The 24,556-nt window shown below is 72.7% G+C and carries 21 protein-coding genes; 16 read left to right on the top strand and 5 right to left on the bottom strand.

The annotated features are described in order from the left end of the window. Nucleotides 1-89: 89 nt before the first annotated feature. Both ggt and IE252_RS19635 read left to right on the top strand, forming a co-directional pair. Nucleotides 90-1,886, top strand: a complete 1,797-nt coding sequence (gene ggt, locus IE252_RS19640) for a gamma-glutamyltransferase (RefSeq protein WP_190090744.1) — start codon at nucleotides 90-92, stop codon at nucleotides 1,884-1,886. Between the two features lie 161 nt (nucleotides 1,887-2,047). Continuing rightward, entirely contained in the window at nucleotides 2,048-2,713 is a 666-nt protein-coding gene (locus IE252_RS19635; protein ID WP_190090743.1) for a glycoside hydrolase family 75 protein, read from the top strand. Between the two features lie 45 nt (nucleotides 2,714-2,758). Here IE252_RS19635 and IE252_RS19630 read toward each other — a convergent pair whose 3' ends face one another. From IE252_RS19630 to IE252_RS19620, 3 genes are all read right to left on the bottom strand, one after another. Then, entirely contained in the window at nucleotides 2,759-3,418 is a 660-nt protein-coding gene (locus tag IE252_RS19630; RefSeq protein ID WP_190090742.1) for a DUF4360 domain-containing protein, read from the bottom strand. Nucleotides 3,419-3,628: 210 nt separating this feature from the next. Next, entirely contained in the window at nucleotides 3,629-4,396 is a 768-nt protein-coding gene (map, locus tag IE252_RS19625; protein WP_190090741.1) for a type I methionyl aminopeptidase, read from the bottom strand. 71 nt (nucleotides 4,397-4,467) lie between these two features. Then, nucleotides 4,468-5,637 carry a thiolase family protein gene (locus IE252_RS19620; RefSeq protein WP_190090740.1) on the bottom strand — a complete coding sequence of 390 codons (1,170 nt, stop codon included), beginning with the start codon at nucleotides 5,635-5,637 and terminating at the stop codon, nucleotides 4,468-4,470. Nucleotides 5,638-5,764: 127 nt separating this feature from the next. On the opposite strand from IE252_RS19620, the gene IE252_RS19615 reads away from it, so the two are divergent. Then, nucleotides 5,765-6,232 (top strand): winged helix-turn-helix transcriptional regulator, encoded by a 468-nt coding sequence (locus IE252_RS19615; protein WP_190090739.1) that lies wholly within the window; start codon nucleotides 5,765-5,767, stop codon nucleotides 6,230-6,232. 137 nt (nucleotides 6,233-6,369) lie between these two features. Here the strand turns inward: IE252_RS19615 and IE252_RS19610 are convergent, their stop codons facing one another. Further along, on the bottom strand, nucleotides 6,370-6,621 hold the full coding sequence (locus tag IE252_RS19610; protein WP_101390849.1) for a helix-turn-helix domain-containing protein: 252 nt from the start codon (nucleotides 6,619-6,621) through the stop codon (nucleotides 6,370-6,372). A gap of 170 nt (nucleotides 6,622-6,791) precedes the next feature. Between IE252_RS19610 and IE252_RS19605 the strand changes: the two genes are divergently transcribed. From IE252_RS19605 to IE252_RS19570, 8 genes are all read left to right on the top strand, one after another. Further along, on the top strand, nucleotides 6,792-8,015 hold the full coding sequence (locus IE252_RS19605; RefSeq protein WP_190090738.1) for an alginate lyase family protein: 1,224 nt from the start codon (nucleotides 6,792-6,794) through the stop codon (nucleotides 8,013-8,015). A gap of 185 nt (nucleotides 8,016-8,200) precedes the next feature. Then, on the top strand, nucleotides 8,201-9,583 hold the full coding sequence (locus IE252_RS19600) for a hypothetical protein (RefSeq protein ID WP_190090737.1): 1,383 nt from the start codon (nucleotides 8,201-8,203) through the stop codon (nucleotides 9,581-9,583). Nucleotides 9,584-9,629: 46 nt separating this feature from the next. Then, nucleotides 9,630-10,151 (top strand): HAD family hydrolase, encoded by a 522-nt coding sequence (locus tag IE252_RS19595; protein ID WP_190090736.1) that lies wholly within the window; start codon nucleotides 9,630-9,632, stop codon nucleotides 10,149-10,151. A 119-nt stretch (nucleotides 10,152-10,270) separates the two neighbouring features. After that, complete coding sequence (locus IE252_RS19590; RefSeq protein ID WP_190090735.1) at nucleotides 10,271-11,113, top strand: nitrilase-related carbon-nitrogen hydrolase; 843 nt, start codon at nucleotides 10,271-10,273, stop codon at nucleotides 11,111-11,113. Continuing rightward, entirely contained in the window at nucleotides 11,110-12,390 is a 1,281-nt protein-coding gene (locus IE252_RS19585; protein ID WP_190090734.1) for an aspartate aminotransferase family protein, read from the top strand. The genes IE252_RS19590 and IE252_RS19585 overlap by 4 nt, the downstream gene beginning before the upstream one ends. Before the next feature lie 50 nt (nucleotides 12,391-12,440). Then, complete coding sequence (gene hydA / locus IE252_RS19580) at nucleotides 12,441-13,847, top strand: dihydropyrimidinase (protein WP_190090733.1); 1,407 nt, start codon at nucleotides 12,441-12,443, stop codon at nucleotides 13,845-13,847. A 16-nt stretch (nucleotides 13,848-13,863) separates the two neighbouring features. Further along, nucleotides 13,864-14,862 carry a TIGR03842 family LLM class F420-dependent oxidoreductase gene (locus tag IE252_RS19575; RefSeq protein ID WP_190090732.1) on the top strand — a complete coding sequence of 333 codons (999 nt, stop codon included), beginning with the start codon at nucleotides 13,864-13,866 and terminating at the stop codon, nucleotides 14,860-14,862. A 105-nt stretch (nucleotides 14,863-14,967) separates the two neighbouring features. After that, complete coding sequence (locus IE252_RS19570) at nucleotides 14,968-16,467, top strand: NCS1 family nucleobase:cation symporter-1 (RefSeq protein ID WP_190090731.1); 1,500 nt, start codon at nucleotides 14,968-14,970, stop codon at nucleotides 16,465-16,467. Nucleotides 16,468-16,595: 128 nt separating this feature from the next. Here IE252_RS19570 and lplAB read toward each other — a convergent pair whose 3' ends face one another. Then, entirely contained in the window at nucleotides 16,596-17,651 is a 1,056-nt protein-coding gene (lplAB, locus tag IE252_RS19565; RefSeq protein ID WP_190090730.1) for a lipoate-protein ligase LplAB, read from the bottom strand. An 84-nt stretch (nucleotides 17,652-17,735) separates the two neighbouring features. Here lplAB and IE252_RS19560 point away from each other — a divergent pair, with 84 nt between their 5' ends. The 5 genes from IE252_RS19560 to IE252_RS19540 all read left to right on the top strand — a co-directional run bounded on the left by IE252_RS19560 (nucleotide 17,736) and on the right by IE252_RS19540 (nucleotide 24,547). Continuing rightward, nucleotides 17,736-19,580, top strand: coding sequence for a gamma-glutamyltransferase family protein (locus tag IE252_RS19560; protein WP_190090729.1), 1,845 nt, complete (start codon nucleotides 17,736-17,738; stop codon nucleotides 19,578-19,580). 100 nt (nucleotides 19,581-19,680) lie between these two features. After that, on the top strand, nucleotides 19,681-20,505 hold the full coding sequence (locus IE252_RS19555) for an inositol monophosphatase family protein (RefSeq protein ID WP_373298576.1): 825 nt from the start codon (nucleotides 19,681-19,683) through the stop codon (nucleotides 20,503-20,505). Between the two features lie 148 nt (nucleotides 20,506-20,653). Further along, nucleotides 20,654-22,069, top strand: coding sequence for a phytoene desaturase family protein (locus IE252_RS19550; RefSeq protein WP_373298575.1), 1,416 nt, complete (start codon nucleotides 20,654-20,656; stop codon nucleotides 22,067-22,069). Beyond that, nucleotides 22,066-22,608 carry an O-acetyl-ADP-ribose deacetylase gene (locus tag IE252_RS19545; protein ID WP_190090726.1) on the top strand — a complete coding sequence of 181 codons (543 nt, stop codon included), beginning with the start codon at nucleotides 22,066-22,068 and terminating at the stop codon, nucleotides 22,606-22,608. The genes IE252_RS19550 and IE252_RS19545 overlap by 4 nt, the downstream gene beginning before the upstream one ends. Before the next feature lie 469 nt (nucleotides 22,609-23,077). After that, the gene (locus IE252_RS19540) at nucleotides 23,078-24,547 is read left to right on the top strand and encodes an AlkA N-terminal domain-containing protein (protein WP_190090843.1); all 1,470 of its coding nucleotides are present in this window, start codon (nucleotides 23,078-23,080) and stop codon (nucleotides 24,545-24,547) included. The last annotated feature ends 9 nt before the right edge of the window (nucleotides 24,548-24,556 follow it).

Genomic DNA, 24,556 nt, shown 5'->3' with positions numbered 1-24,556 from the left:
GTCGTGTTCGTGTCGCCTTCGAGGACGGTCCTGACGCGACCGAGGGCGCGGCGCTACGCTGCGCGGACATTCGCACCCAGGAGGTACGCATGCGTCGCTCCGCCGTCCGCAGTCTCTCGTTACTGGCCGTCGCCGCGGCCGTGGCGACCTCGGTCGCGGCCGCCCCGCCGAGAACCGCGCCCCCGCCCGCCAAGACGCCCGAGGCGATCGGCTACGGGGGCGCCGTCGCCAGCGTCGACGCGGACGCCACCGCCGCCGGCATCGAGGTCCTCAAGCACGGCGGCAACGCGGTGGACGCCGCCGTCGCCACGGCCGCCGCCCTCGGCGTCACCGAGCCGTACTCGTCGGGCATCGGCGGCGGCGGGTACTTCGTCTACTACGACGCCAAGTCCCGTACCGTGCACACCATCGACGGCCGCGAGACCGCGCCCCACTCCGCGACCTCGTCCCTGTTCCTGGAGAACGGCAAACCGCTGCCGTTCCCGGACGCGGTGACCAGCGGGCTCAGCGTCGGCACCCCCGGCACCCCGGCCACCTGGGACGCGGCTCTCGGCGCCTGGGGATCCAAGCCGCTGAGCCGCCTCCTCAAGCCCGCCGAGAAGATCGCGCGCGACGGCTTCACCGTCGACGACACCTTCCGCCAGCAGACCGCCGACAACCAGGCGCGGTTCGCCGACTTCCCGGACACCGCGAAGCTCTTCCTGCCCGGCGGACAGCTCCCGGTGGTCGGCTCGAAGCTCAAGAACCCCGATCTCGCCCGCACCTACGAGGAGTTGGGGCGCACGGGCGTGGACGCCGTCTACCGCGGCGACCTGGGACGGGACATCGTACGGACCGTCCGCAAGCCCCCCGTCGCGTCCGGCTCGGCCCGGGTCGCCCGCCCCGGCGACCTCACCGAGAAGGACCTGCGCGCGTACGCGGTCAAGCACCAGGCGCCGACGAAGGTGGACTACCGGGGCCTGAAGGTCTACGGCATGGCGCCCTCGTCCTCGGGCGGCACCACGGTCGGCGAGGCGCTGAACATCCTGGAGCGCACCGACCTGTCGAAGGCGTCCGAGGCCCAGTACCTGCACCGCTACATCGAGGCGACCCGGGTGGCCTTCGCGGACCGGGGCCGCTGGGTGGGCGACCCGGCCTTCGAGGACGTCCCGACCAAGGGGCTGCTCTCGCAGCGGTTCGCGGACTCGCGGGCCTGTCTCATCAGCGACACCAAGGCCCTGACCAGCCCGCTGGCGCCCGGCGACCCCCGCCACCCGGCGCCCTGCGCGACTTCCGGGCAGGCCTCGCCCACCACGTACGAGGGCGAGAACACCACGCATCTGACGGTGGCCGACAAGTGGGGCGACATCGTCTCGTACACGCTCACCATCGAGCAGACCGGCGGCAGCGGTATCACCGTGCCCGGCCGGGGCTTCCTGCTCAACAACGAGCTGACGGACTTCTCGTTCGCCCCGGCCAACCCGGCCGTCCACGACCCGAACCTGCCGGGTCCGGGCAAGCGGCCGCGCTCCTCCATGTCGCCGACGATCGTCCTGGACGGTCACGGCAGGCCGGTGCTCGCGCTCGGATCGCCGGGCGGCGCGACCATCATCACCACGGTGCTCCAGTCGCTCGTCGGGCACCTCGACCGGGGGCTGCCGCTGGTCGACGCGATCGCGGCCCCGCGCGCCAGCCAGCGCAACGCGGCGGCGACCGAACTGGAGCCCGGGCTCTACAACAGCCCTTTGAAGGCCCAACTGGAGGCGCTGGGACAGAAGTTCACGCTCAACCCGGTGATCGGCGCGGCGACCGGGGTGGAGCGGCTTGCCGACGGCCGCTGGGTGGCGGCGGCCGAGAAGGTCCGGCGCGGTGGCGGTTCGGCGATGGTGGTGCGCCCAGCTGGGTGACACTTCGTCAGAACTCGTCCGCGGGCGGGTGAAGCGGGCGCGGCCCTTGTCCTCTCGTGGACGGGGCCGCGTCCATTTGGCGCAGCCGGGTCGACGTACTCAGGCAAACGGGTCAGATTGTCCCGGTTGGCTAGAAAATTTCCTGAGAGAAGGGTCCCCACGTGCGTACGCGAACGCTCGCCCTCGCCGCCGCTTCCGGTGCCGTCCTGCTCGCCACCGCCGCTCTCCCGGCGACCACCCGGAGCGTGACCCTCGCCGCCGAACTGCTGGCCAGGGTGAAGACCTGCGACCAGATCTCGCAAGGCAGGTACAGGACCGACAGCGAGAGCGCCGCCACCGTCGCGGTGTGCGACATGAACGGGGCCGTGTTCTGGAAGGCGGACCTGGACATCGACTGCGACGGCCGGCCGACCACCGCCTGCAACCGCGGCACCGACCGCTCGTTCCACGGCGACACCGCCTTCCATCAGTCCGATGGCCGGCCGCTGAGCGCCGAGAAGCTCCCGTACGTCGTGGTGCCCGGCTCCAGCTCGATCTGGGACCACGGCTCGTCCGGGATCAAGGGCGGCGGTGTGGCCGCCGTGATCTACAAGGGCAGGGTGGAGTACGCGGTGGTCGGCGACACCGGCCCCTCGAAGGTCATCGGCGAGGCGTCCTACGCCACCGCCAAGGCGCTGGGGATGGACCCCGACCCGGCCACCGGCGGCGCCGACTCCGGCGTCACGTACATCCTCTTCAAGAACTCGCAGGTGAAGCCGATCGAGAGCCACAATGCGGCGGTCTCGCTCGGCGAGGCGCTGGCCAGGCAGTTCGTCGCCGACAACTGACGGGGTGCGGGCCGCCCGCGCTGTGCCGGGCGGCCCGCGTGCGCGCTACTTGGGCGGTGGGCACTCCTTCCACGAGAAGTGGTAGATGGTGTTGATGGAGGCGTCGGTCGAGTCCATGCTGATGAAGCTGGTGGTGTTGGTCGTGTCGGAGGTGCCGGCCCCGGCCCGCAGCTCGGTGTTGATGTTCAGATAGCGCTCCTCACCGCAGGGCTTGTAGACGAGGGCGGAGACGTCCGTGGTGTCGTTGGTCTGCCAGTCGTCGGAGAACGGCCCCTTGAACGGGTGCGTGGCGGAGGCCGTCTGGGGCATGCCCTGGAAGTAGTAGTTCGCCCGCTCCTGCGCGGTGGCGCCCTTCTCCAGGTGGGCGAAGCCGCGGTAGTCGGCCGAGGCGATCGCGTAGGTGAAGCCCTGCGGGACGTGGACGTTCAGCGCCAGCTGGCAGTTCTTTCTGATGTCGGTCGGCGAGGAGCCCTTGCCGACCTGTGCCATGTAGGTGCTGTACGTGACGGTGAACGCGGTGTTGTCGGGGGAGACCGCGACGGCCGCCGTCCCGGCCGGACACCCCGAGCCGTTGACGGTCACGAGGTCGATCACGATCTTGTCGGGCGGCGGGGTGCCCCACCCGCCGGGGGTGTGGGCGGAGGAGCTGAGCGGGGCGGCCAGCAGAACGGCGGACGCGCCGCCGATGGCCAGTGCGTTGAACATGACGCTCCCTTCGGTCATGTCGCCAGCCCGGGTTCTCCTGTGGGGGGTTGGCGGGACCATGACAGCAGAACGTCACGTTCCGGGACAGGTACGGACCAGCCAGCGTGCGGCCGTTTCCGAGGGTGTCTTCTGGCCCGAACCGGGTACCCGGTTCGGGCCAAAAAGCCGCGCCTCACGCCGTCGTGACGGAACGTCGACGAAGGACGCGGTTCACACGAGCGTCAGGATCCTCGGCCCGGAGTCCGTGATGGCGACCGTGTGCTCGGTGTGCGCCGCGCGGACCCCGGTCACCGTGCGCAATGTCCAGCCGTCCGGGGCGGGGTAGTACCCGTCGGTGCCGTCCGCGATCAGCATCGGCTCGATCGCCAGGACCATGCCGTGCCGCAGCACCATGCCCCGGCCCGGGCGGCCCTCGTTGGGCACCCCCGGGTCCTCGTGCATCTCGCGGCCGATGCCGTGGCCGCCGAAGTCCTCGGGGATGCCGTAACCGGCGCCCCGGCACACCTTGCCGATCGCGTGCGCGATGTCGCCGATGCGGTTGCCCACGGTCGCGGCCGCGATGCCCGCCTCCAGTGCCTCGTACGCCGTCGATATCAGCCGGACGTCCTCGCCGCGCGCCCGGCCGACCGTGAAGCTGATCGCCGAGTCCCCGGCCCAGCCGTCCAGGACCGCGCCGAAGTCGACGCTGACCAGGTCGCCGTCGCGCAGCCGGTAGCCGTCCGGGACGCCGTGCACGATGGCGTCGTTGACGGAGACGCAGGCGACGGCCGGGAACGGCACCGGGGCGAAGTCCGGGTGGTAGCCGAGGAACGGCGAGGAGGCGCCCGCCGCGCGCAGCACCTCGTGGGCCGCCGTGTCGAGGTCCAGCAGGCTCACGCCCACGCCCGCCGCGTCCCGCGCCGCGGCGAGCGCCCGCGCGACCACCCGCCCGGCCTCCCGCATCGCGTCCATCTGTGCATCCGTCTTGATCTCTACCATTCCAATTACTATACCGGTCGGGTGGAGCGCTCACGCAGACGGCCGTACGGGTGACGCGGGCTGAGGAGGTGTCAGAGGGCTTCCAGGACGGTGGCGTTGGCGAGCCCTCCCGCCTCGCACATCGTCTGGAGGGCGTACCGCGCCCCGCGCTGCCGCATGGAGTGCACCAGCGTGGTCATCAGCCGGGTGCCGCTGGCGCCCAGCGGGTGGCCGAGCGCGATCGCGCCGCCCTGCACGTTGACCTTCGCCGGGTCGGCGCCGGTCTCCTGCTGCCAGGCGAGCACCACGCTCGCGAAGGCCTCGTTGACCTCGAAGAGGTCGATGTCAGCGAGGCCGAGTCCCGCCTTGCGCAGCACCTTTTCTGTCGCCGGGATGACTCCGGTGAGCATCAGGATCGGGTCGGAGCCGGTCACCGCGAAACTGTGCAGCCGGGCGAGCGGGCGAAGCCCGAGCCTCGCCGCCGTCTCGCTGGAGGTGATCAGGACGGCGGAGGCGCCGTCGTTGGTGGGGCTGCTGTTGCCCGCCGTCACCGACCAGTCGATCTGCGGGAACCGCTCGGCGAAGTTCGGGTCGACGAAGGACGGCTTCAGCCCGGCGAGGATCTCCGGGGTCGTGGTGGGGCGTACGGACTCGTCCCGCGTCAGCCCGGCGATCGGCGCGGTCTCGTCGTCGAAGAGCCCGGCGTTCCAGGCCGCGGCGGCCTTCTGGTGCGAGGCGGTGGCGAACTCGTCCATCCGCTCGCGCCCGATCGACCACTTCGCCGCGATCAGCTCGGCGCTGATGCCCTGCGGGACGAGGCCCTCCGGGAAGCGGGCGGCCACGCCCGGGCCGAACGGGTCCTTGCCGGCCGGCACGTTGGACCACATCGGCACCCGGCTCATCGACTCCACCCCGCAGGCCACGACCAGGTCGTACGCCCCCGAGATCACGCCCTGGGCGGCGAAGTGCACGGCCTGCTGCGAGGAGCCGCACTGGCGGTCCACGGTCGTCGCGGGGACGGTGTCGGGGAACCCGGCGGAGAGCCAGGCGTACCGCGTGGTGTTCATGGCCTGCTCGCCGACCTGGTCGACGGTGCCGCCGATCACGTCGTCGACCAGCGCCGGGTCGACACCGCTGCGCTCGACGAGGGCGCGCAGGGTGTGGGCGAGCAGTTCGACGGGGTGCGTCTGGGAGAGCGCCCCGCCCGGCTTTCCCTTTCCTATCGGGGTACGGACGGCTTCCACGATCACGGCGTCACGCATCGCGTGCTCCTCGGTTCCGCTCGGGTCCCACCCGCGCTACCGGCGAGTAGGTTGGAAAAGTGGACCCACTGTAACCCGATGGGTTGGAAAATCCAATGCACTGCCGTTCCTGGCTTACCGTGGAGCCATGACGACGTCGCAGAAGAACTCCCGGCCCTGCTCGATCGCCGACGCGCTGGCGGTCGTGGGGGAGAAGTACGCGCTGCTCGTCCTGCGCGAGGTCTTCTTCGGTGTGCACCGCTTCGACGCGATCGCCCGCAACGTGGGCGCCCCCCGCGACATCCTCACCGCCCGGCTGCGCCGGCTCGTCGACGCGGGCGTCCTGGAGAAGGTGCTCTACAACGAGCGCCCCGCGCGGTACGAGTACCGGGCCACCGAGGCGGGACAGGAGCTGCGCCCGGTGCTCCTGATGCTGATGCGCTGGGGCGACCGCCACCTGGCGGATGTGCCGCCGACGGTGTGGCGGCACTCGTGCGGGGCGGATCTGGACCCGGCGATCATGTGCCGGTCCTGCGGGGAGGAAGTGCACCGGCGGGATGTCGCGCCGCGGTTTCAGGTGCCGGGGTGGACGGCGGAGGGGTCGGAGGCGGGCTGAAGTGCCGGTGGCTGATGTTGTGCAACCCCGCTTTGCCGAGTCGCCCCAGGGGCGCGGGGCTGTGACATTTGCGGCTCCGCCGCGTGGGCGCGACCAGCCACGCACGGTCCGCAGACGAACCGCCACCGGCGAAGTGCTTACGCCGCCAGCGGCGTGCAGTGCCCCGCGACCTCGTCCAGCGAGAGGCCGAGTACGGACGCCAGCGCGGCCACGGTGAAGAACGCCGGGGTCGGCGCGCGGCCGGTCTCGATCTTGCGCAGGGTCTCCGCGGAGAGCCCGGCGGCCGCGGCGACCTCGCTCATGCTGCGCCCGTCCCGCGCGGCCCGCAGCAACCGGCCGAGCCGTTCGCCGCGCTCGCGCTCTTCGGGGGTGAGAGGGGTGCGGACCATGAGGGCGAGTCTAGTCCCGTAACCCCTTCGTTCGTCTGCGGACCGTGGTGGGCTGGTCGCGCCCACGCGGCGGAGCCGCAAATGTCACAGCCCCGCGCCCCTAACGGGGCGTACAGCCGGTCGGCGCAACAGATCCTGCGGCCGGAGGCCGCCCCCGCCACCGTGGAACCGTGCCCAAGCCGCCCACCCCCACGTGGCCCCGCCTCGCCACCGCCCTCGTGCTCGCCGCCGTCCTCGCCGCCTGCGCCCCCGCGTCCCGCGTCTCCGCCACCGCCGACCACGACACCGTCACCGCCTTCCATCACCCCGGCGTGGTGATCGGCGGGAGTCAGCTGGACGCCGTACGGAAGAGGGTCCGGGCCGGACGGGAGCCCTGGCGCTCGGCGTACGAGAAGATGCGCACCAGCCGGTACGGCTCGCTCGCCTACACCCCGCACCCCGCCGAGGTCGTGCCGTGTCCGCCGAACGCCGGGCCGCCCTCCTGTCTGGCCGAGCGCGAGGACGCGATCGCCGCGTACACCCAGGCGCTGCTCTGGTCCGTCGGCGGTGACGAGGCGCACGCCCGCAAGGCCGTCGAGATCATGGACGGCTGGTCGAAGGTGATGAAGGAGCACACCGAGGGCAACGCGGGCCTGCAGACCGCCTGGGCGGGCTCCTCCTGGGCGCGCGCCGCCGACATCGTGCACGCGGGCTACCCGAAGTGGGGCGCCGCGGACGTCCAGCGCTTCAAGTGGATGCTGCGCAAGGCCTATCTGCCCGCGGTGACCGCCAAGGTCCCCGACTACAACGGCAACTGGGAACTGGCGATGACCGACGCGGCCATCGGCATCGCGGTGTTCGTGGAGGACCGTGAGCTGTTCACCGAGTCCCTGGCCCGCTACCGGGCGCGGGTGCCCGCGTACTTCTACCTCGGCTCCGACGGGAAGCTGCCCAAACCGCCGCCCGGCGGCACCATGAACACCCCGGAGAAGCTGGCCACGTACTGGTTCGGGCAGCGCACCTACGCCGACGGGCTCGGCCAGGAGACCTGCCGCAACTTCATGCACATCGGCTACTCGCTGGCCGCCTCCGGGCACATCGCGGAGACCGCCTGGCAGCAGGGCGTCGACCTGTACGGGCCGACGGCCGAGCGGCTGCGGGCCGCCCTGGAGTTCCACGCCCGCTACCAGCTGGGCGAGGCGGCCCCGCCGTGGCTGTGCGGCGGCAAGGTGGAGCGCACGATGGGCCCGGACGTGGAGGTCGCCCTCAACCATCTGCGCAACCGGATGCACCTGAAGCTCCCCGAGACCGAGAAGCTCGCCGAGCGGCAGCGCCCGGCGGGCACCGACGACCTGTTCGTGGCCTGGGAGACGCTGACGCACGCGGACAACCCCGGGCGGGGCTCGGCGGTGTGACGGGCGCGGGGCGCACGGGGGGGCGCCGGTCGGGGGCGCGCGACTTCTTCCATCACCACCCCGTTCGACGCGTGGCCACACGCCGGTATCGCGGCGAAGACCTCGGCGTAACACGGGCGCAATACGGCGGGTATCGAATGCCCACGGACCGTGGGGGTTCAGTCGAGCGGTTGGGGGATCGCGCCATGACGGTGAATCAACTCCCGGTGGACATCGGGGTGTTCATGCAATACCTGGGTCGGATGACGGCCCTGCTCGATCGGTACGACGGCTGGTACGGGGTCTTCCTGCGGCGCGACCCCGACGGCATGGCGGCCTGTCTCGACGGCAGCGAGATCCCGCCCTGGGACGTGGTCGAATCGCTGCTCCAGGACCTCGCGCCGACGCACGGCCCGGAGGCGGTGGCCCGCGAGACGGTACGGGCGCGGGCGCTGCACACCGCGGCCGCCGCCGCGTACGACGCCCGCCCGGGCGGCCGCGAGGCGCTGCGCGACAGGCTCGCCCTGATGCTCCGCGAGCAGGCGTACGCGGCCGACCGGCTGCCCGGCGCCGCCCCGGCCGAACTCGCCTGGATCCAGGACGACCTGGCCCGGGCGACCGCGCGCTGCGCCGAACTGCGCGCCCGCATCGCCGCGTTGGGCCCGGAGGTCCCGAGGGGCTGGTTCAGCGAGCGGGCGGTGGCGCGGCCCAGGGACCCGGCCGAGGGGGAGGACGGCCCGAGCGTGCGGGGCGGTCCCGCCCGGCCCGGCGCGTCCGGTGAACCCGGGCCGCCCGGAGGGTCGGGCGGCCCGGCCGCCGACCCGGCGCCCCGCGTCCCCGCGCCCCGCCCCGCCGCGCGCCGCATCGCGCGCGGGGCCCGGTTCGCCGGGATCGAGGCCGACGCGGCGGAGGCGGAGGACGGCGGGCCCTTACTGCCGCCGGTCGCCGCCGCCGCGCCCACCGGGGCCCGGTTCGGCAGCGGTTGGCACACCCGCAGGCAACCCGAGCACGCCCGGGGAAAGGGCGAGCAGCGGCAGGAGCGGGCGGACGACCGCGACCAGCGCCGGAGCGTGCGCGAGGCCGTCGTCCGGCTGGTGCGGCTGCGCGCCCGGGGCCGTACCGGCGAGGCGCACGCCGTGCTGTGCGAGGCGGCCGCCGGGCCCGCCGCCCTGCTGCCGCTGTTCGCGGGCGAGCTTCACCGCGCGGGCCTGGGCGCCGACTGGGCCACCCTGCTGTGGGAGGCGGCCTCGCTGCCGCCCGACCGGCTGGCCGCCGCGGCCGACGCGCTCGCCGCCGCCGGGCAGGGCGCCGACTGCCACCGGCTGCTGCGCCAGGGCGTGAGCCGGCCCGCCGAGCAGATCGCGGACGCGGTGCTCGCGCTGGGTGACGCCGGGCGCGAGCGCGAGGCGGCCGCGCTGCTGAGCGCCTTCGTCCGGGTCCGCACGCCGGAGGACGCGGCGCATCTGGCCGCGCACGCCCCGGCGCGGCTCGGGCCGCAGTTGCTCGCCGCCGCCGGGGCGGTCTCCGAAGGGCGGCGGCGAGACGTCGTGCACGCCTTCCGGGTGGCCAGAATTGCAACAGAACGTTGAAATTTTCGGATTGAGGTGAGGGCGCGGCTGGGCAGGGTCCGTACCGATGGACATGGACTCCCGCACCGCCCAGCCGCGAACACCCCGGCCGCGTACGCCCACCGCCGCCGCGTTCTTCGACGTCGAGGGCACGCTCCTGGCCGTGCCCGAGCTGCCCGAACCGCACCGCGACGGCCCCGGGCCGCCGCTCGGCCGCCTCTGGCACGCGCCGGTCCTGGCGGCGCTGCACGACCACGCCGCCCGGGGCCACCTGGTGGTCCTGGTGACACAGGCGTCCGCCGGGGCCGTCGCGCCCCTCGCCCATGAACTCGGCGCCGACGCCGTGCTCTGCGCCCGGCCGAAGGCCCCGATGCGCGGCCAGGGCAAGGGGTACGCGGCCCGCGCCCTGCTGCGCGAGCACGCCCTGCTTGCCACCGACTGCTACGCGTACGCGGACGAGGCGGCCGACCTCCCGCTGCTCGCCGAGGTGGGCCACCCGGTGGTCGTCGGCGCGGACCCGGTGCTGCTGAGGCACGCCCGGCGGGGCAACTGGGCCCGGCTGCCCGGCCCCGTACCGAGGGAAACGTGATCGACTTCGTGGCGTAACGGCGATGGTCTTGCCACGGTGCGTGACGGGCTTTACGGTCTCATCCACACGCGGTCTACGCGTGTGGATGCCTGGCTGACGGCCCGTTTAAGGAGCAGCTCATGGCCAATGTCGTCCGTGCCGCACTGGTCCAGGCCACCTGGACCGGCGATACCGAATCCATGATCGCCAAACACGAGGAACACGCCCGCGAGGCGGCCCGGCAGGGTGCGAAGATCATTGGGTTCCAGGAGGTCTTCAACGCCCCGTACTTCTGCCAGGTGCAGGAGCCCGAGCACTACCGGTGGGCGGAGGCGGTGCCGGACGGGCCGACCGTGCGGCGGATGCAGGAGCTCGCCCGCGAGACCGGGATGGTGATCGTCGTCCCGGTCTTCGAGATCGAGGGCTCCGGTTTCTACTACAACACCGCCGCCGTGATCGACGCCGACGGCAGCTACCTCGGCAAGTACCGCAAGCACCACATCCCCCAGGTGAAGGGCTTCTGGGAGAAGTACTACTTCAAACCGGGCAACCTGGGATGGCCGGTCTTCGACACCGCCGTGGGCCGGGTCGGCGTCTACATCTGCTACGACCGCCACTTCCCCGAAGGCTGGCGACAGTTGGGCCTCAACGGCGCCCAGCTCGTCTACAACCCCTCCGCCACCTCGCGTGGACTTTCGGCCTATCTCTGGCAGCTGGAACAGCCCGCCTCGGCGGTGGCCAACGAGTACTTCGTGGCCGCCATCAACCGGGTCGGCCGCGAGGAGTACGGCGACAACGACTTCTACGGCACCAGCTACTTCGTGGACCCGCGCGGCCAGTTCGTCGGCGAGACCGCCAGCGACAAGGAGGAGGAACTCCTCGTCCGGGACCTCGACTTCGGCCTCATCGACGAGGTGCGCCAGCAGTGGGCGTTCTACCGCGACCGGCGGCCCGACGCCTACGAAGGGCTGGTGAAGCCGTGACCGCCCTCTTCGACCGCCACCGCGCGGTCCTGCCCGAGTGGCTGGCGCTCTACTACCGGCACCCGATCGAGATCACCCACGGCGAGGGCCGGCACGTCTGGGACGCCGAGGGCAAGCGCTACCTCGACTTCTTCGGCGGCATCCTCACCACGATGACCGCCCACGCCCTGCCCGAGGTCACCAAGGCCGTCTCCGACCAGGCCGGCCGGATCATCCACTCCTCGACGCTCTACCTCAACCGCCCGATGGTGGAGCTCGCCGAGCGGATCGCCCACCTCTCCGGCATCCCGGACGCCCGGGTCTTCTTCACCACCTCCGGCACCGAGGCCAACGACACGGCGCTGCTGCTCGCCACCGCGTACAGGGGCTCCAACCAGATCCTGGCGATGCGCAACAGCTACCACGGCCGCTCGTTCAGCGCGGTCGGCATCACCGGCAACCAGGCCTGGTCGCCGACGAGCCTGTCGCCGCTGCAGACGCTGTACGTGCACGGGGGCGTCCGCTCCCGGGGCCCCTACGCGGAGTTGAGTGACCGTCAGTTCATCAACGCGTGCGTGGCGGACCTCGAAGACCTGCTCGGGCACACCCGCGAGGTGGCCGCGCTCATCGCCGAGCCCATCCAGGGCGTCGGCGGCTTCACCTCGCCGCCCGACGGGCTCTACGCCGCCTTCCGCGAAGTCCTCGACCGGCACGGCATCCTGTGGATCAGCGACGAGGTGCAGACCGGCTGGGGCCGCACGGGCGAGCACTTCTGGGGCTGGCAGGCGCACGCCGAGAACGGTCCGCCGGACATCCTCACCTTCGCCAAGGGCATCGGCAACGGCATGTCGATCGGCGGTGTGGTGGCGAGCGCCCGCGTCATGAACTGCCTGGACGCCAACTCCATTTCGACGTTCGGCGGCTCCCCGGTCACCATGGCCGCCGGCCTCGCCAACCTCTCGTACCTCCTCGAACACGACCTCCAGGGCAACGCGCGCCGCGTCGGCGGTCTGCTCATCGAGCGGCTGCGGGCCGTCGCGGCCCAGCTCCCGCTCGTACGCGAGGTGCGCGGCCGGGGCCTGATGGCGGGCATCGAACTGGTCAAGCCGGGCACCGACGAGGCCCACCCGGAGGCGGCGGCCGCCGTGCTCGAAGCGGCACGCGAGGGCGGCCTGCTCATCGGCAAGGGCGGCGGCCACAACACCAGCGTGCTACGGATCGCCCCACCGCTGTCCCTGACGGTGGCGGAGGCGGAGGAGGGCGCGACGATCCTGGAACGGGCGCTGCGGAGCGTCTAGTTCGGCCTGAACGTGTACGACCTGTACGCGTACGAAAGGGAGCACCACCCATGAGTACCCGCACCCTGATCACCGGCGGTCTGGTGATCACCGCCGCCGACGAGATCCACGCCGACGTACTGATCGAGGACGGCCGCATCGCGGCGCTCGCCGCACACGGGTCGAGCGCGGCGCAGAGCTGGAGCGCCGACCGTACGATCGACGCGTCCGACAAGTACGTCATCCCGGGCGGAGTCGACGCCCACACCCACATGGAGCTCCCCTTCGGCGGGACCTTCGCCTCCGACACCTTCGAGACCGGGACCCGGGCCGCCGCCTGGGGCGGCACCACCACCATCGTGGACTTCGCCGTGCAGTCGCCGGGCCACGCGCTGCGCGAGGGCCTGGACGCCTGGTACGCCAAGGCGGACGGCAAGTGCGCGATCGACTACGCCTTCCACATGATCCTCTCCGATGTGAACGAGCACACGCTCAAGGAGATGGACCTGCTGGTCGAGGAGGGCATCACCTCCTTCAAGCTGTTCATGGCGTATCCCGGCGTCTTCTACAGCGACGACGGCCAGATCCTGCGGGCGATGCAGCGCTCGGCCTCCAACGGCGGGCTGATCATGATGCACGCCGAGAACGGCATCGCGATCGACGTCCTCGTCGAGCAGGCGCTCGCCGCCGGCCGCACCGACCCGCGCTACCACGGCGAGGTGCGCCGCGCCCTGCTCGAAGCCGAGGCCACCCACCGGGCGATCCAGCTGGCCCGGGTCGCCGGGGCGCCGCTCTACGTCGTCCACGTGTCGGCCCAGGAGGCGGTCGCCGAGCTGGCCGCCGCCCGGGACATGGGGCTTCCGGTGTTCGGCGAGACCTGTCCGCAGTACCTCTTCCTCTCCACCGACAACCTGGCCGAGCCGGATTTCGAGGGCGCCAAGTACGTCTGCTCGACGCCGCTGCGGCCCAAGGAGCACCAGGCCGCGCTCTGGCGGGGGCTGCGCACCAACGACCTCCAGGTGGTCTCCACCGACCACTGCCCGTTCTGCTTCGTGGGGCAGAAGGAGCTCGGCCGGGGCGACTTCTCCAAGATCCCCAACGGGCTGCCGGGCGTGGAGAACCGGATGGACCTGCTCCACCAGGCGGTGCTCGACGGCCACCTCACCCGGCGCCGCTGGATCGAGATCGCCTGCGCCAGCCCCGCGCGGATGTTCGGGCTGTACCCGAAGAAGGGCACCATCGCACCGGGCGCCGACGCCGACGTCGTCATCTACGACCCGCACGCCGAGCAGACCATCTCCGCCGAGACCCACCACATGAACGTGGACTACTCGGCGTACGAGGGCAGGCGGATCACCGGACGCGTCGAGACGGTCCTCTCGCGCGGAGAACTCGTCCTGCACGAGCGGCAGTTCACCGGACGCGCCGGACACGGCGTCTACACCCCGCGGGCCACCTCCCAGTACCTCGGCCAGTAACCAGGAGCAGCACCACATGGACTTCGGACTCGTCCTGCAGACCGACCCGCCCGCCTCGACCGTCGTCGGCCTCATGCGCCGCGCGGAACGCAACGGCTTCCGCTACGGCTGGACCTTCGACTCGGCGGTCCTCTGGCAGGAGCCGTTCGTCATCTACAGCCGCATCCTGGAGCACACGCGGCAGATGCACGTCGGCCCGATGGTGACCAACCCGGGCACCAGGACCTGGGAGGTCACCGCCTCCACCTTCGCCACCCTCAACGACATGTACGGCAACCGCACGGTGTGCGGCATCGGCCGCGGCGACTCCGCGATGCGCGTCGCCGGTCGCAAACCCAACACCCTGGCCCGCCTCGGCGAGGCCATCGGCGTCATCCGCGACCTCGCGGAGGGCCGCGAGGCCGAGGTCGACGGACAGCGTCTGAAACTGCCCTGGGTCAGGGACGGCAAGCTGCCCGTCTGGATGGCGGCGTACGGACCGAAGGCGCTGGCCCTCGCCGGGCAGAAGGCCGACGGGTTCATCCTCCAGCTCGCGGACCCGTTCCTGACGGAGTGGATGGTCAAGGCGGTCCGCACGGCCGCCGTGGAGGCCGGGCGCGACCCCGCCTCCGTGACCATCTGCGTCGCCGCGCCCGCCTACGTCGGCGACGACCTCGGCCACGCCCGCGAGCAGTGCCGCTGGTTCGGCGGCATGGTCGGCAACCACGTCGCCGACCTGGTGGCCCGCTACGGCGAGCACTCGGGCCTGGTGCCGGAGGCGCTCACCGACTACATCAAGGCGCGCCAGGGCTACGACTACAGCCACCACGGCCGCACCGACAACCCGGACACCGCCTTCGTCCCCGACGAGATCGTCGACCGCTTCTGCCTCCTCGGCCCCGTCGAGGCGCACATCGAGAAGCTGAAGGCGCTGCGCGACCTGGGCGTCGACCAGTTCGCGGTGTACGCGATGCACGACGCGCGGGAAGAGGTCATCGACGCGTACGGGGAGCGGGTGATCCCGGCGCTCAGCTGAGGAATCCGGGGGCGCCCGGCCCGCACCGGGCGTCCCCGTCCCCGTAACCCGCCCCCCCCACGGCCCGTTCGCCCCCTCCTCGTCCCCCGAACGGATGGCCCGCCCATGACCGACACCGCCATACCCACGGACGCCCCGCCGGACAGCCGCTTCGCCAACGACGACCTCCGGCCGGTGCCGCCCGGGGAACGCCGTTGGACCACGTACAACTTCGCCGCTCTCTGGGTCGGCATGGCGCACAACATCCCCTCCTGGACGCTCGCCTCCGGTCTGGTCGCCCTGGGCATGGACTGGAAGCAGGCCGTGTTCACCATCGCGGTCGCCAATGTGATCGTGCTGGTCCCGATGCTGCTCACCGGGCACGCCGGACCCAAGTACGGCATCCCCTTCCCGGTGCTCGCCCGGGCCTCCTTCGGGCTGCGCGGCGCCAATCTGCCCGCGCTGATCCGCGCGGCGGTCGCCTGCTGCTGGTTCGGCATCCAGACCTGGATCGGCGGCCAGGGCGTCTTCGTGCTGCTCGGCAAGGTCTTCGGCGGCTGGGCCGACGCCTCCGAGATCGGCGGCGAGCCCTGGACGCTGTGGCTGTGCTTCGTCCTCTTCTGGGCCCTGGAACTGGCCATCATCTACCGGGGGATGGAGACCCTGCGCCGGTTCGAGAACTGGGCGGCGCCGTTCGTCCTGGTCGGGGCCGTGGTGCTGCTGATCTGGATCGCCCACAAGGCGGGCGGCCTCGGCCCGCTGCTCGACCAGCCCTCCAAGCACGGCTGGGGGCCCGACTTCTGGCCGGTCTTCTTCCCGTCGCTGATGGGCATGATCGGCTTCTGGGCGACGCTGTCCCTGAACATCCCCGACTTCACCCGCTTCGGCAAGGGCCAGCGCGCCCAGGTGTGGGGCCAGACCCTCGGCCTGCCGACCACCATGACGGCCTTCGCCCTGCTGTCGGTGCTCGTCACGTCCGGTTCTCAGGCGGTGTACGGGGTGCCGATCTGGGATCCGGTGGAGCTGGTGGCCCGGACCGACAACGTCTTCGGGCTGCTGTTCGCGCTGCTCACGGTCCTGATCGCGACGATCTCCGTCAACATCGCGGCGAACGTGGTCTCCCCGGCGTACGACCTCGCCAACCTGGCGCCCCGCTTCATCACGTTCCGCAGGGGCGCGCTGATTACTGGCGTGGTCGGTGTCGTCATCTTCCCGTGGAAGCTGACGTCGACGCCCGAGCTGTACATCTTCACCTGGCTGGGCGTGGTCGGCGGCCTGCTCGGCACGGTCGCGGGCATCCTGATCGCCGACTACTGGATCATCCGCCGCACGGTCCTCGACGTGCCCGACCTGTACCGCCCGGGCGGCCGTTACTGGTACCGGGCAGGCTGGAACTGGCGCGCGGTGACCGCGTTCGCGATCGGCGGCGTGCTGGCGGTGGGCGGCTCGTACTCGACGGTCGACGACAAGGGTAAGAAGCTGGGCCCGTTCCCGACGGACGGCCTGCTCCCGCTGCTGAAGCCGCTGGCGGACTACGGGTGGGCCGTGGGGTTGGGGGCGGCGGTGGTGGTCTATACGGGGCTGATGGGACCGGGGAGGCGAGAATACGGGGCGGGTGCTGGCTGAGCGGCTTTGTCGCAGTGCGCCTAGGGGCGCGGGGCTGTGTCATTGTGCGGCTCCGCCGCGTGGGCGCGACCAGCCCACCACGACCCGCAGACAAGTCACCACCCCTCACCCCACTTCACAGCGAAGCGTCACGGCACTCGCGCCGTCCACTCCTCGTTCGAGAACTTCGTCTCCGCCAACTCCCGCGCGCGGGACATCTCCTCGTCCGTGACCCGGCCCTCGGCCAACCCGTACCGCCCCCGGAACGAGGCGATCATCCGCTCGATGACTGCCTCCCGGGGCAGGCCCGTCTGGCGGCGGAGCGGGTCCACGCGCTTCTTCGCGCTCTTGGTGCCCTTGTCGGAGAGCTTCTCGCGGCCGATGCGGAGGACTTCCAGCATCTTGTCGGCGTCGATGTCGTACGCCATCGTCACGTGGTGCAGCACCGCGCCCTCGTCCGCGACCACCCGCTTCTGCGCGGCGCCCGCGATCTTGCCCGCGTCCGTGGCGATGTCGTTCAGCGGCTGGTACCAGGCCTTCACGCCCATGTCGGCGAGCGCGCCCAGCACCCAGTCGTCCAGGTAGGCGTAGCTGTCCGCGAAGGACAGGCCCTGCACCAGGGCGTCGGGGACCGAGAGCGAGTACGTGATGGTGTTGCCCGGCTCGATGAACATGGCGCCCCCGCCGGACACCCGGCGCACCACCGTGATCCCGTGGCGCTCGGCGCCCTCCGGGTCGACCTCGTTGCGCAGCGACTGGAAGCTGCCGATCACCACCGCCGGGGCGCCCCACTCCCACACCCGGAGGGTGGGCGGCCGGCGCCCGGCCGCGACCTCGGCGGTGATCACCTCGTCCAGCGCCATGTGCAGGGCGGGGGACTGGGGGCCGTCGTGGATCAGCTGCCAGTCGTAGTCCGTCCAGTCCGTCGCGTGCGCGAGCGCGCGGCGGACCGCGACGCCGACGCCCTCCGACGTCAGTCCGTACATCGTCGTGCCCGGCGGCAGCGCCGCGTCGATACGGGCCGCGAGCCCGGCGGCGTCCGTGTCGGCCGGGGCGCCCTCCAGCGCGCTGTTGATCGCCAGGATCGCCTCGTCCGGTTCGAGGAAGAAGTCGCCCGCCACCCGCACACCGCTCAGCACGCCGTCCTCGACGTCCAGATCCACCACCACGAGCTTGCCGCCGGGGACCTTGTACTCACCGTGCACCGCTGCTCCTCCATCCGTTCCGAGCAGAATCAACCGTAGACGGGGGGTCTGACATTCCACGGCGGGCGTCGTTAGCCTGCCGGGATGGACGATCACATAGCCCGTGCCTTCCATGTGCCGCAGACGTCGTTCACCACCCGGCCCACCCTCCAGGGCACCTTCGGGATGGTCTCCACCACCCACTGGCTCGCCTCGCAGTGCGCGATGGCCGTCCTGGAGGACGGCGGGAACGCCTTCGACGCCGCCGTCGCGGCGGGCTTCGTCCTCCATGTCGTCGAGCCGCATCTGAACGGCCCGGCCGGCGAGGTGCCGATCCTGCTCGCCCCGGCCGGGGGCGCGGTGCGGGTGCTGTGCGGCCAGGGGCCCGCGCCCGCCGGGGCGACGGCCGCCCACTACCGCTCGCTCGGCCTGGACCTCGTGCCCGGCACCGGCCCGCTCGCGGCCGCCGTGCCCGGCGCCTTCGACGCCTGGCTGCTCCTGCTGCGCGACCACGGCACCAAGCCGCTCGCCGACGTACTGAAGTACGCCGTCGGATACGCCGAGGACGGGCATCCGCCCGTCGAGCGGATCGGGGAGACCGTGGAGGGGATGCGCACGCTCTTCGAGAGCGAGTGGCACTCCTCGGCCGAGGTGTATTTGCCGGGCGGCCGCGCCCCGCGCCCGGGGCGGCTGCTGCGCACCCCGGCCCTGGCGCGCACCTGGCGCCGCCTCATCGAGGAGTCGGCGTCCACGCGCGCGTCCGCGACCGGTGACGGCCGGGAGCGGCAGATCGAGGCGGCCCGACGGATCTGGCGCGAGGGGTTCGTCGCCGAGGCGCTGGTCGCGCAGGCGCGCCGCCCCACCCTGGACACCAGCGGCGAGCGCCACAGCGGCACCCTGACGGCGGCCGACCTCGCCGGGTGGTCCGCGACGTACGAGGACCCGGTGACGTACGACTGGAACGGCTGGACCGTCTGCAAGGCGGGCGGCTGGAGCCAGGGCCCGGCGCTCCTGCAGCAACTGGCGCTGCTTCCGGACGAGTTGCCGCCGTACGGATCCGCCGAGTACGTCCACCTCCTGGTCGAGGGGTGCAAGCTCGCCATGGCCGACCGGGAGGCCTGGTACGGGGACGCGGCCGAGGTGCCGCTCACCGAGCTGCTCTCGGACGACTACAACGCGGCCCGGCGCGCGCTCGTGGGCGCCGAGGCCTCGTACGAGCTGCGGCCCGGCAGCCCCGGCGGGCGTCCGCCCCGGATCGCCCGAGAGGCGCTACGCGCGCGTGGCGCGGACGCCGACGTACGGGTTGCGGGCACCGGGGAGCCGACCGTCGCCCCGAGCGGTGCCACCCGGGGCGACACCTGTCACCTGGACGTGGTCGACCGCTGGGGCAACATGGTCGCCGCGACCCCGAGCGGCGGCTGGCTCCAGTCCAACCCGGTCGTCCCCGAGCTCGGCTTCCCGCTCGGCACCCGGCTCCAGATGGCCTGGCTGGAGGAGGGGCTGCCGAACACGCTGACCCCGGGGCGCCGCCCCCGTACGACGCTGTCGCCCACCCTGGCGCTGCGCGACGGCGTACCGGCGCTGGCGTTCGGCACGCCCGGCGGGGACCAGCAGGACCAGTGGCAGCTGCACTTCTTCCTCGCCGTCGCACTCGGCGCGGGCGAGCGCGGCGGACTCGGCCTCCAGGGCGCGATCGACGCCCCGAACTGGCACAACGACTCCTTCCCGAGCTCGTTCTACCCACGGGCGACCCACCCCGGCAGCGTCACGGTCGAGGCGCGGACCGACGGGGAGGTCGTGGCGGGGCTGCGGCGGCGCGGGCACCGGGTCACGGTCGGCGGCGCCTGGTCGGAGGGACGGCTGTGCGCGGTCGCCCGCGATCCGGAGACCGGGATCCTGTCCGCCGCCGCGAATCCGCGCGGGATGCAGGGGTACGCGGTGGGGCGCTGACCCGGGCCGTCCGCCGACGTCACCTCGATGACGCCCGGAATTGGGACCACGTTCGCCGATTGTCAGTGGGGCATGTTTTGCTGGACGCATGATCGAAGGGTTGCTCGCAGAGTTTCTGGAAGACCGGTCGTCCGACGTCGAAGAGGCGGTCCGCAAGGCGGCGGCCGTCGAGATCATGCCGCGCTTCCGCCAGCTCGCCGCGCACGAGGTCCTGGAGAAGAGCGGCCCGCACGACCTGGTGACGGTCGCCGACCGGCGCGCCGAGGAGTTCCTGACCCAGGCCCTGACCGAGCTGCTGCCCGGCTCGGCCGTCGTCGGCGAGGAGGCCGTCGCGGCCGACCCGTCGGTGTACGACGCGCTGGGCGGCGACGCGCCGGTGTGGATCGTCGACCCGGTCGACGGGACCCGCCAGTTCGTGCGCGGCGAAGAGGGCTTCTGCACCCTGGTGGCGCTCGCGCACCGAGGCGAAGTGCTGGCCTCGTGGACGTACGGGGCGGCGCTCGACGTCATGGCGGTCGCGATCCGCGGCCGGGGCGCGACGTGCAACGGCGCGCCGATCCGGTCCGGGGCGCCCGCGCCCGGCGCGGTGATCGAGGTCGCCACCTCCCACCCGGACTACACGACGGACGACCAGAAGCGCGCGCTGCTCGGGCTGCGCACCGACGGCGTCAGCCCGCGCCCGTGCGGCTCTGCCGGGCTCGAGTACCTGGCGGTCGCGCGCGGCGAGCTGGACGCGACCGCGTTCTCCTGGGAGCTGGCGTGGGACCACGCGGCGGGCCTGCTCCTGGTGACCGAGGCGGGCGGGGTCCACACGACGCTGACGGGCGAGCCGTTCCGGATAACCGGCGGCAACGCACTGCCGTTCACGGCCGCCCGGGACGCGGCGACCGCGGAGCGGGTGCGGAGGCTGCTGGCGGGGGAGTGAGCGGACGCGCGGGCCGCTGCGGGGAGGGGGTGCGGCCGCAGGCCCGCCTCGTGGCGCAACCGCACCCACCCCGGGCCTGATTGTCCGTGGCCCGGAATATGCTGGGTGTCTTGGCCACAAGGGCGTGAGGAGTCCGAAGGTGCCGTCGATGCTCGATGCCGTCGTCGTGGGGGCGGGGCCCAATGGACTGACCGCCGCGGTCGAACTGGCGAGGCGCGGTCTGTCCGTTGAGGTCTTCGAGGCCATGGACACCATCGGGGGCGGCGCCAGGACCGAGGAGCTGACCCTCCCCGGCTTCCGCCACGACCCCTGCTCCGCCGTGCACCCGCTGGGCATCGGCTCCCCGGCCTTCCGCGGGATGCCGCTCGACCGGTACGGACTGGAGTGGCTGCACCCCGAACTGCCCATGGCGCACCCCTTCGACGACGGCACCGCGGCCGTGCTCGCCCGCTCGGTCGCCGAGACCGCCGCGTCGTTCGGCCCGCGCGACGCGGGCACGTACCGCAGGCTGGTGGCGCCGTACGTGAACAAGTGGGACGTCCTGGCGCGCGACTTCATGTCGCTGCCGCTGAGCGCCCTGCCCCGCGACCCGGTCGGCCTCGCCCGCTTCGGCCTCGACGGACTGCCGCCGTACGCGTGGACGATGCGCCGCTTCCGGGACGACCGGGCGCGCGCGCTGATGGCCGGGCTCGTCGGCCATGTCATCGCCCCGCTGAGCGGGGTGGCGACCTCCGCCGTCGGCCTGGTCTTCGCGCTCGCCGCGCACGCGAACGGCTGGCCGCTGCCGCGCGGCGGCTCGCAGTCGATCGCGGACGCGCTCGCGGCGTACCTGCGCGACCTGGGCGGCTCGGTCCACACCGGCTTCGAGGTGAAGCGGCTCGACGACCTGCCGCCCGCGCGCGCGTACGTCTTCGACACCTCACCGACCGCGCTCGCCCGGATCGCGGGCCTGGGGCGGGCGTACGAGGGGTATCGGTACGGCGCGGGCGTCTTCAAGATCGATTACGCGCTGGACGGCCCGGTGCCGTGGACCGCGGCCGAGCCGCGGCGGGCCGGGACCGTGCAGATCGGCCCGTCCAGCCGCGAGATCGGCGCCGCGCTGAGCCAGGCGTCCGGGGGCACCGCCCCCGAGACCCCGTTCCTGATCACCGCCCAGCCCAGCCTCGTCGACCCCTCGCGGGCGCCGGAGGGCAAGCACGTGTTCTGGGCGTACGGGCACGTGCCGAACGGGTGGGACGGCGATCTCACCGACGCGATAGAGCGCCAGATCGAGCGGTTCGCGCCGGGCTTCCGCGACCGGGTGCTCGCGCGCGCCACGGCGGGGCCGCCACAGCTCGCGGCGCACAACGCGAACTATGTGGGCGGTGATATCGCGTGCGGCGCGGCGCGCGGGTTGCAGCTGCTGCTGCGGCCCACGCTGTCCCTGTTCCCGTACACGACCCGGCACCCGTCGGTGTTCCTCTGCTCCTCGGCCACCCCGCCGGGCCCTGGTGTGCACGGCATGTCCGGGCACAACGCGGCGAAGGCGGTCTGGCGGGCGCTGCGGATGGCGGACCGGGGATGACGGAGGCCGCTTCGCGGCCGGCGATCGTGCTCGTCCAGGGTGACATCACGGACCAGTCCGTGGACGCGATCGTCAACGCGGCCAACTCCTCGCTGCTGGGCGGGGGCGGGGTCGACGGTGCGATCCATCGCCGGGGCGGGCCGGAGATCCTGGCGGACTGCCGTCGGCTGCGCGCGTCCCACTACGGCAAGGGCCTGCCGACGGGGCGTGCCGTCGCCACGACCGCCGGCCGGCTGCCCGCGCGCTGGGTGATCCACACTGTGGGCCCGGTCTGGCAGCGGGACGAGGACCGCTCGGCCCTGCTGGCCTCCTGCTACCGGGAATCCCTGCGGGTGGCGGGGGAGTTGGGCGCCCGGACGGTGGCGTTCCCGGCGATCTCCACGGGGATCTACGGGTGGCCGTTGGACGACGGGGCGCGGGTTGCGGTGCGGGCGGTACGGGAGGCGGCCTCGTCTTTGCCCCCGACCTCGGTCGAAGAGGTCCGCTTCGTACTGTTCGACGACACGGCGTATCGGGCGTTCGAGGAGGCGGTGGGGTAGGGGGCGGATTCGTCTGCCGGTGATCGGCGGCCGGCCGCGCAGTTCCCCACGCCCCTTTTCTGCCCGGTGTTTGTCTGCGGGTGGGTGGGTGGCTGGTCGCGCAGTTCCCCGCGCCCCTAGGGGGGCGTGGCTGAGGGGGCTGCGATGCGCAGGCGCACGGAGGCTGCGGCCCAGCACCTTGTAGGCACCCGGAGCCCAGGCGCACGGGGTGATGCACCCCAGCACCCTCGCAGGCCCTCTAGGGGCGCGGGGAACTGCGCGCTCAGCCACTCACGACCCGCAGACGAAGGCCGGGCAGAAAAGGGGCGCGGGGAACTGCGCGACCAGCCACCCACACAGCCGCAGACAAAGATCCCCCGGAACGTTGATGTCGCATTCCTGCCAGCGACACCCCCCGGCCGTAGCCGATGCTGAGCACATGAACCCCGTCCCCGCCGCGGCCCCCGCGGCCCCCGCGGCCCCCGCGGCCATGCACACCGACAAAGCGCGCTGCGTGCGAGCCGTCCAGTCCAAGGACGCTCGTTTCGACGGGTGGTTCTTCACCGCCGTTCTCACCACCCGGATCTACTGCCGGCCCAGCTGTCCCGTCGTGCCGCCGAAGGTCGAGAACATGACCTTCTACCCGAGCGCCGCCGCCTGCCAGCAGGCCGGGTTCCGGGCGTGCAAGCGGTGTCGGCCGGACACCAGCCCGGGGTCGCCGGAGTGGAACGCCCGGGCCGACTCCGTGGCCCGCGCCATGCGGCTCATCCGGGACGGCGTCGTCGACCGCGACGGCGTGTCCGGGCTCGCCGCGCGGCTCGGGTACAGCACCCGCCAGATCGAGCGCCAGCTGCGCGCCGAGCTCGGCGCCGGACCCCTCGCCCTGGCCCGCGCCCAGCGCGCCCAGACCGCCCGGATCCTCATCGAGACCACCGCGCTCCCGATGGCCGACGTCGCCTTCGCGGCGGGCTTCGCCTCCGTGCGCACCTTCAACGACACCGTCCGCGAGGTCTTCGCGCTCGCCCCCACCGACCTGCGCGCCCGCGCCGCGCGCGGCATCGCCCGCCAGGCCCCCGGCACGATCGCCCTGCGGCTGCCCTACCGCGCCCCGCTCAACCCGGACAACCTCTTCGGGCACCTGGCCGCCACGGCGGTTCCCGGCGTGGAGGAGTGGCGCGGCGGCGCGTACCGCCGCACGCTCTCCCTCCCGTACGGGCACGGCATCGTCGAACTCACCCCCGGACCCGACCACATCGGCTGTCTGCTCTCGCTCAGCGATCTGCGCGACCTCACCATCGCCATCAGCCGCTGCCGCTGGATGCTCGACCTCGACGCCGACCCGGTCGCCGTCGACGACCGGCTGCGCGCCGACCCGCTGCTCGCCCCGCTGGTCGACAAGGCCCCCGGACGCCGGGTGCCGCGTACCGTCGACGCGGCGGAGTTCGCCGTACGGGCGGTGCTCGGCCAGCAGGTCTCCACGGCCGCCGCCCGCACCCACGCGGCCCGGCTTGTGACCGCGCACGGCGAGCCGGTGGAGGACCCGGCGGGCGGGCTGACCCATCTGTTTCCGACATCGGCCGCGCTGGCCGGGCTCGATCCCGAGTCCCTGGCCCTGCCGCGCAGCCGGCGCGCCACCCTCACCACGCTCGTCGCCGCACTGGCCGACGGCAGCCTCGCCCTGGGCATCGACACCGACTGGGACCGGGCCCGCGCCCAGCTCCTGGAGCTGCCCGGCTTCGGGCCCTGGACCGTCGAGGTGATCGCGATGCGGGCGCTCGGGGACCCGGACGCGTTCCTCCCCTCCGACCTGGGCGTGCGCCGCGCGGCCCAGTCGCTCGGCCTGCCCTCCTCGCCTGCCGCCCTCACCGCGAGCGCCGCCGCCTGGCGCCCGTGGCGGGCCTACGCCGTCCAGTACCTCTGGGCCACCGACGACCACCCCATCAACCACCTCCCCGCGTGAGGACGTTCA

Source organism: Streptomyces melanogenes, assembly GCF_014649795.1.
Lineage (GTDB): Bacteria > Actinomycetota > Actinomycetes > Streptomycetales > Streptomycetaceae > Streptomyces > Streptomyces noboritoensis.
The sequence above is the reverse complement of the archived record's forward strand: the minus strand, read 5'-3'. Positions and strand labels throughout refer to the sequence as shown.

What these genes read in the sequence shown, in the direction of transcription:
- ggt (WP_190090744.1), top strand. Translation starts at nt 90, where the DNA reads ATGCGTCGCTCCGCCGTCCGCAGTCTCTCGTTACTGGCCGTCGCCGCG.
- IE252_RS19630 (WP_190090742.1), bottom strand. Translation starts at nt 3,418, where the DNA reads ATGTTCAACGCACTGGCCATCGGCGGCGCGTCCGCCGTTCTGCTGGCC.
- map (WP_190090741.1), bottom strand. Translation starts at nt 4,396, where the DNA reads ATGGTAGAGATCAAGACGGATGCACAGATGGACGCGATGCGGGAGGCC.
- IE252_RS19620 (WP_190090740.1), bottom strand. Translation starts at nt 5,637, where the DNA reads ATGCGTGACGCCGTGATCGTGGAAGCCGTCCGTACCCCGATAGGAAAG.
- IE252_RS19615 (WP_190090739.1), top strand. Translation starts at nt 5,765, where the DNA reads ATGACGACGTCGCAGAAGAACTCCCGGCCCTGCTCGATCGCCGACGCG.
- IE252_RS19610 (WP_101390849.1), bottom strand. Translation starts at nt 6,621, where the DNA reads ATGGTCCGCACCCCTCTCACCCCCGAAGAGCGCGAGCGCGGCGAACGG.
- IE252_RS19600 (WP_190090737.1), top strand. Translation starts at nt 8,201, where the DNA reads ATGACGGTGAATCAACTCCCGGTGGACATCGGGGTGTTCATGCAATAC.
- IE252_RS19595 (WP_190090736.1), top strand. Translation starts at nt 9,630, where the DNA reads ATGGACATGGACTCCCGCACCGCCCAGCCGCGAACACCCCGGCCGCGT.
- IE252_RS19590 (WP_190090735.1), top strand. Translation starts at nt 10,271, where the DNA reads ATGGCCAATGTCGTCCGTGCCGCACTGGTCCAGGCCACCTGGACCGGC.
- hydA (WP_190090733.1), top strand. Translation starts at nt 12,441, where the DNA reads ATGAGTACCCGCACCCTGATCACCGGCGGTCTGGTGATCACCGCCGCC.
- IE252_RS19575 (WP_190090732.1), top strand. Translation starts at nt 13,864, where the DNA reads ATGGACTTCGGACTCGTCCTGCAGACCGACCCGCCCGCCTCGACCGTC.
- IE252_RS19570 (WP_190090731.1), top strand. Translation starts at nt 14,968, where the DNA reads ATGACCGACACCGCCATACCCACGGACGCCCCGCCGGACAGCCGCTTC.
- IE252_RS19560 (WP_190090729.1), top strand. Translation starts at nt 17,736, where the DNA reads ATGGACGATCACATAGCCCGTGCCTTCCATGTGCCGCAGACGTCGTTC.
- IE252_RS19550 (WP_373298575.1), top strand. Translation starts at nt 20,654, where the DNA reads ATGCTCGATGCCGTCGTCGTGGGGGCGGGGCCCAATGGACTGACCGCC.
- IE252_RS19545 (WP_190090726.1), top strand. Translation starts at nt 22,066, where the DNA reads ATGACGGAGGCCGCTTCGCGGCCGGCGATCGTGCTCGTCCAGGGTGAC.
- IE252_RS19540 (WP_190090843.1), top strand. Translation starts at nt 23,078, where the DNA reads ATGCACACCGACAAAGCGCGCTGCGTGCGAGCCGTCCAGTCCAAGGAC.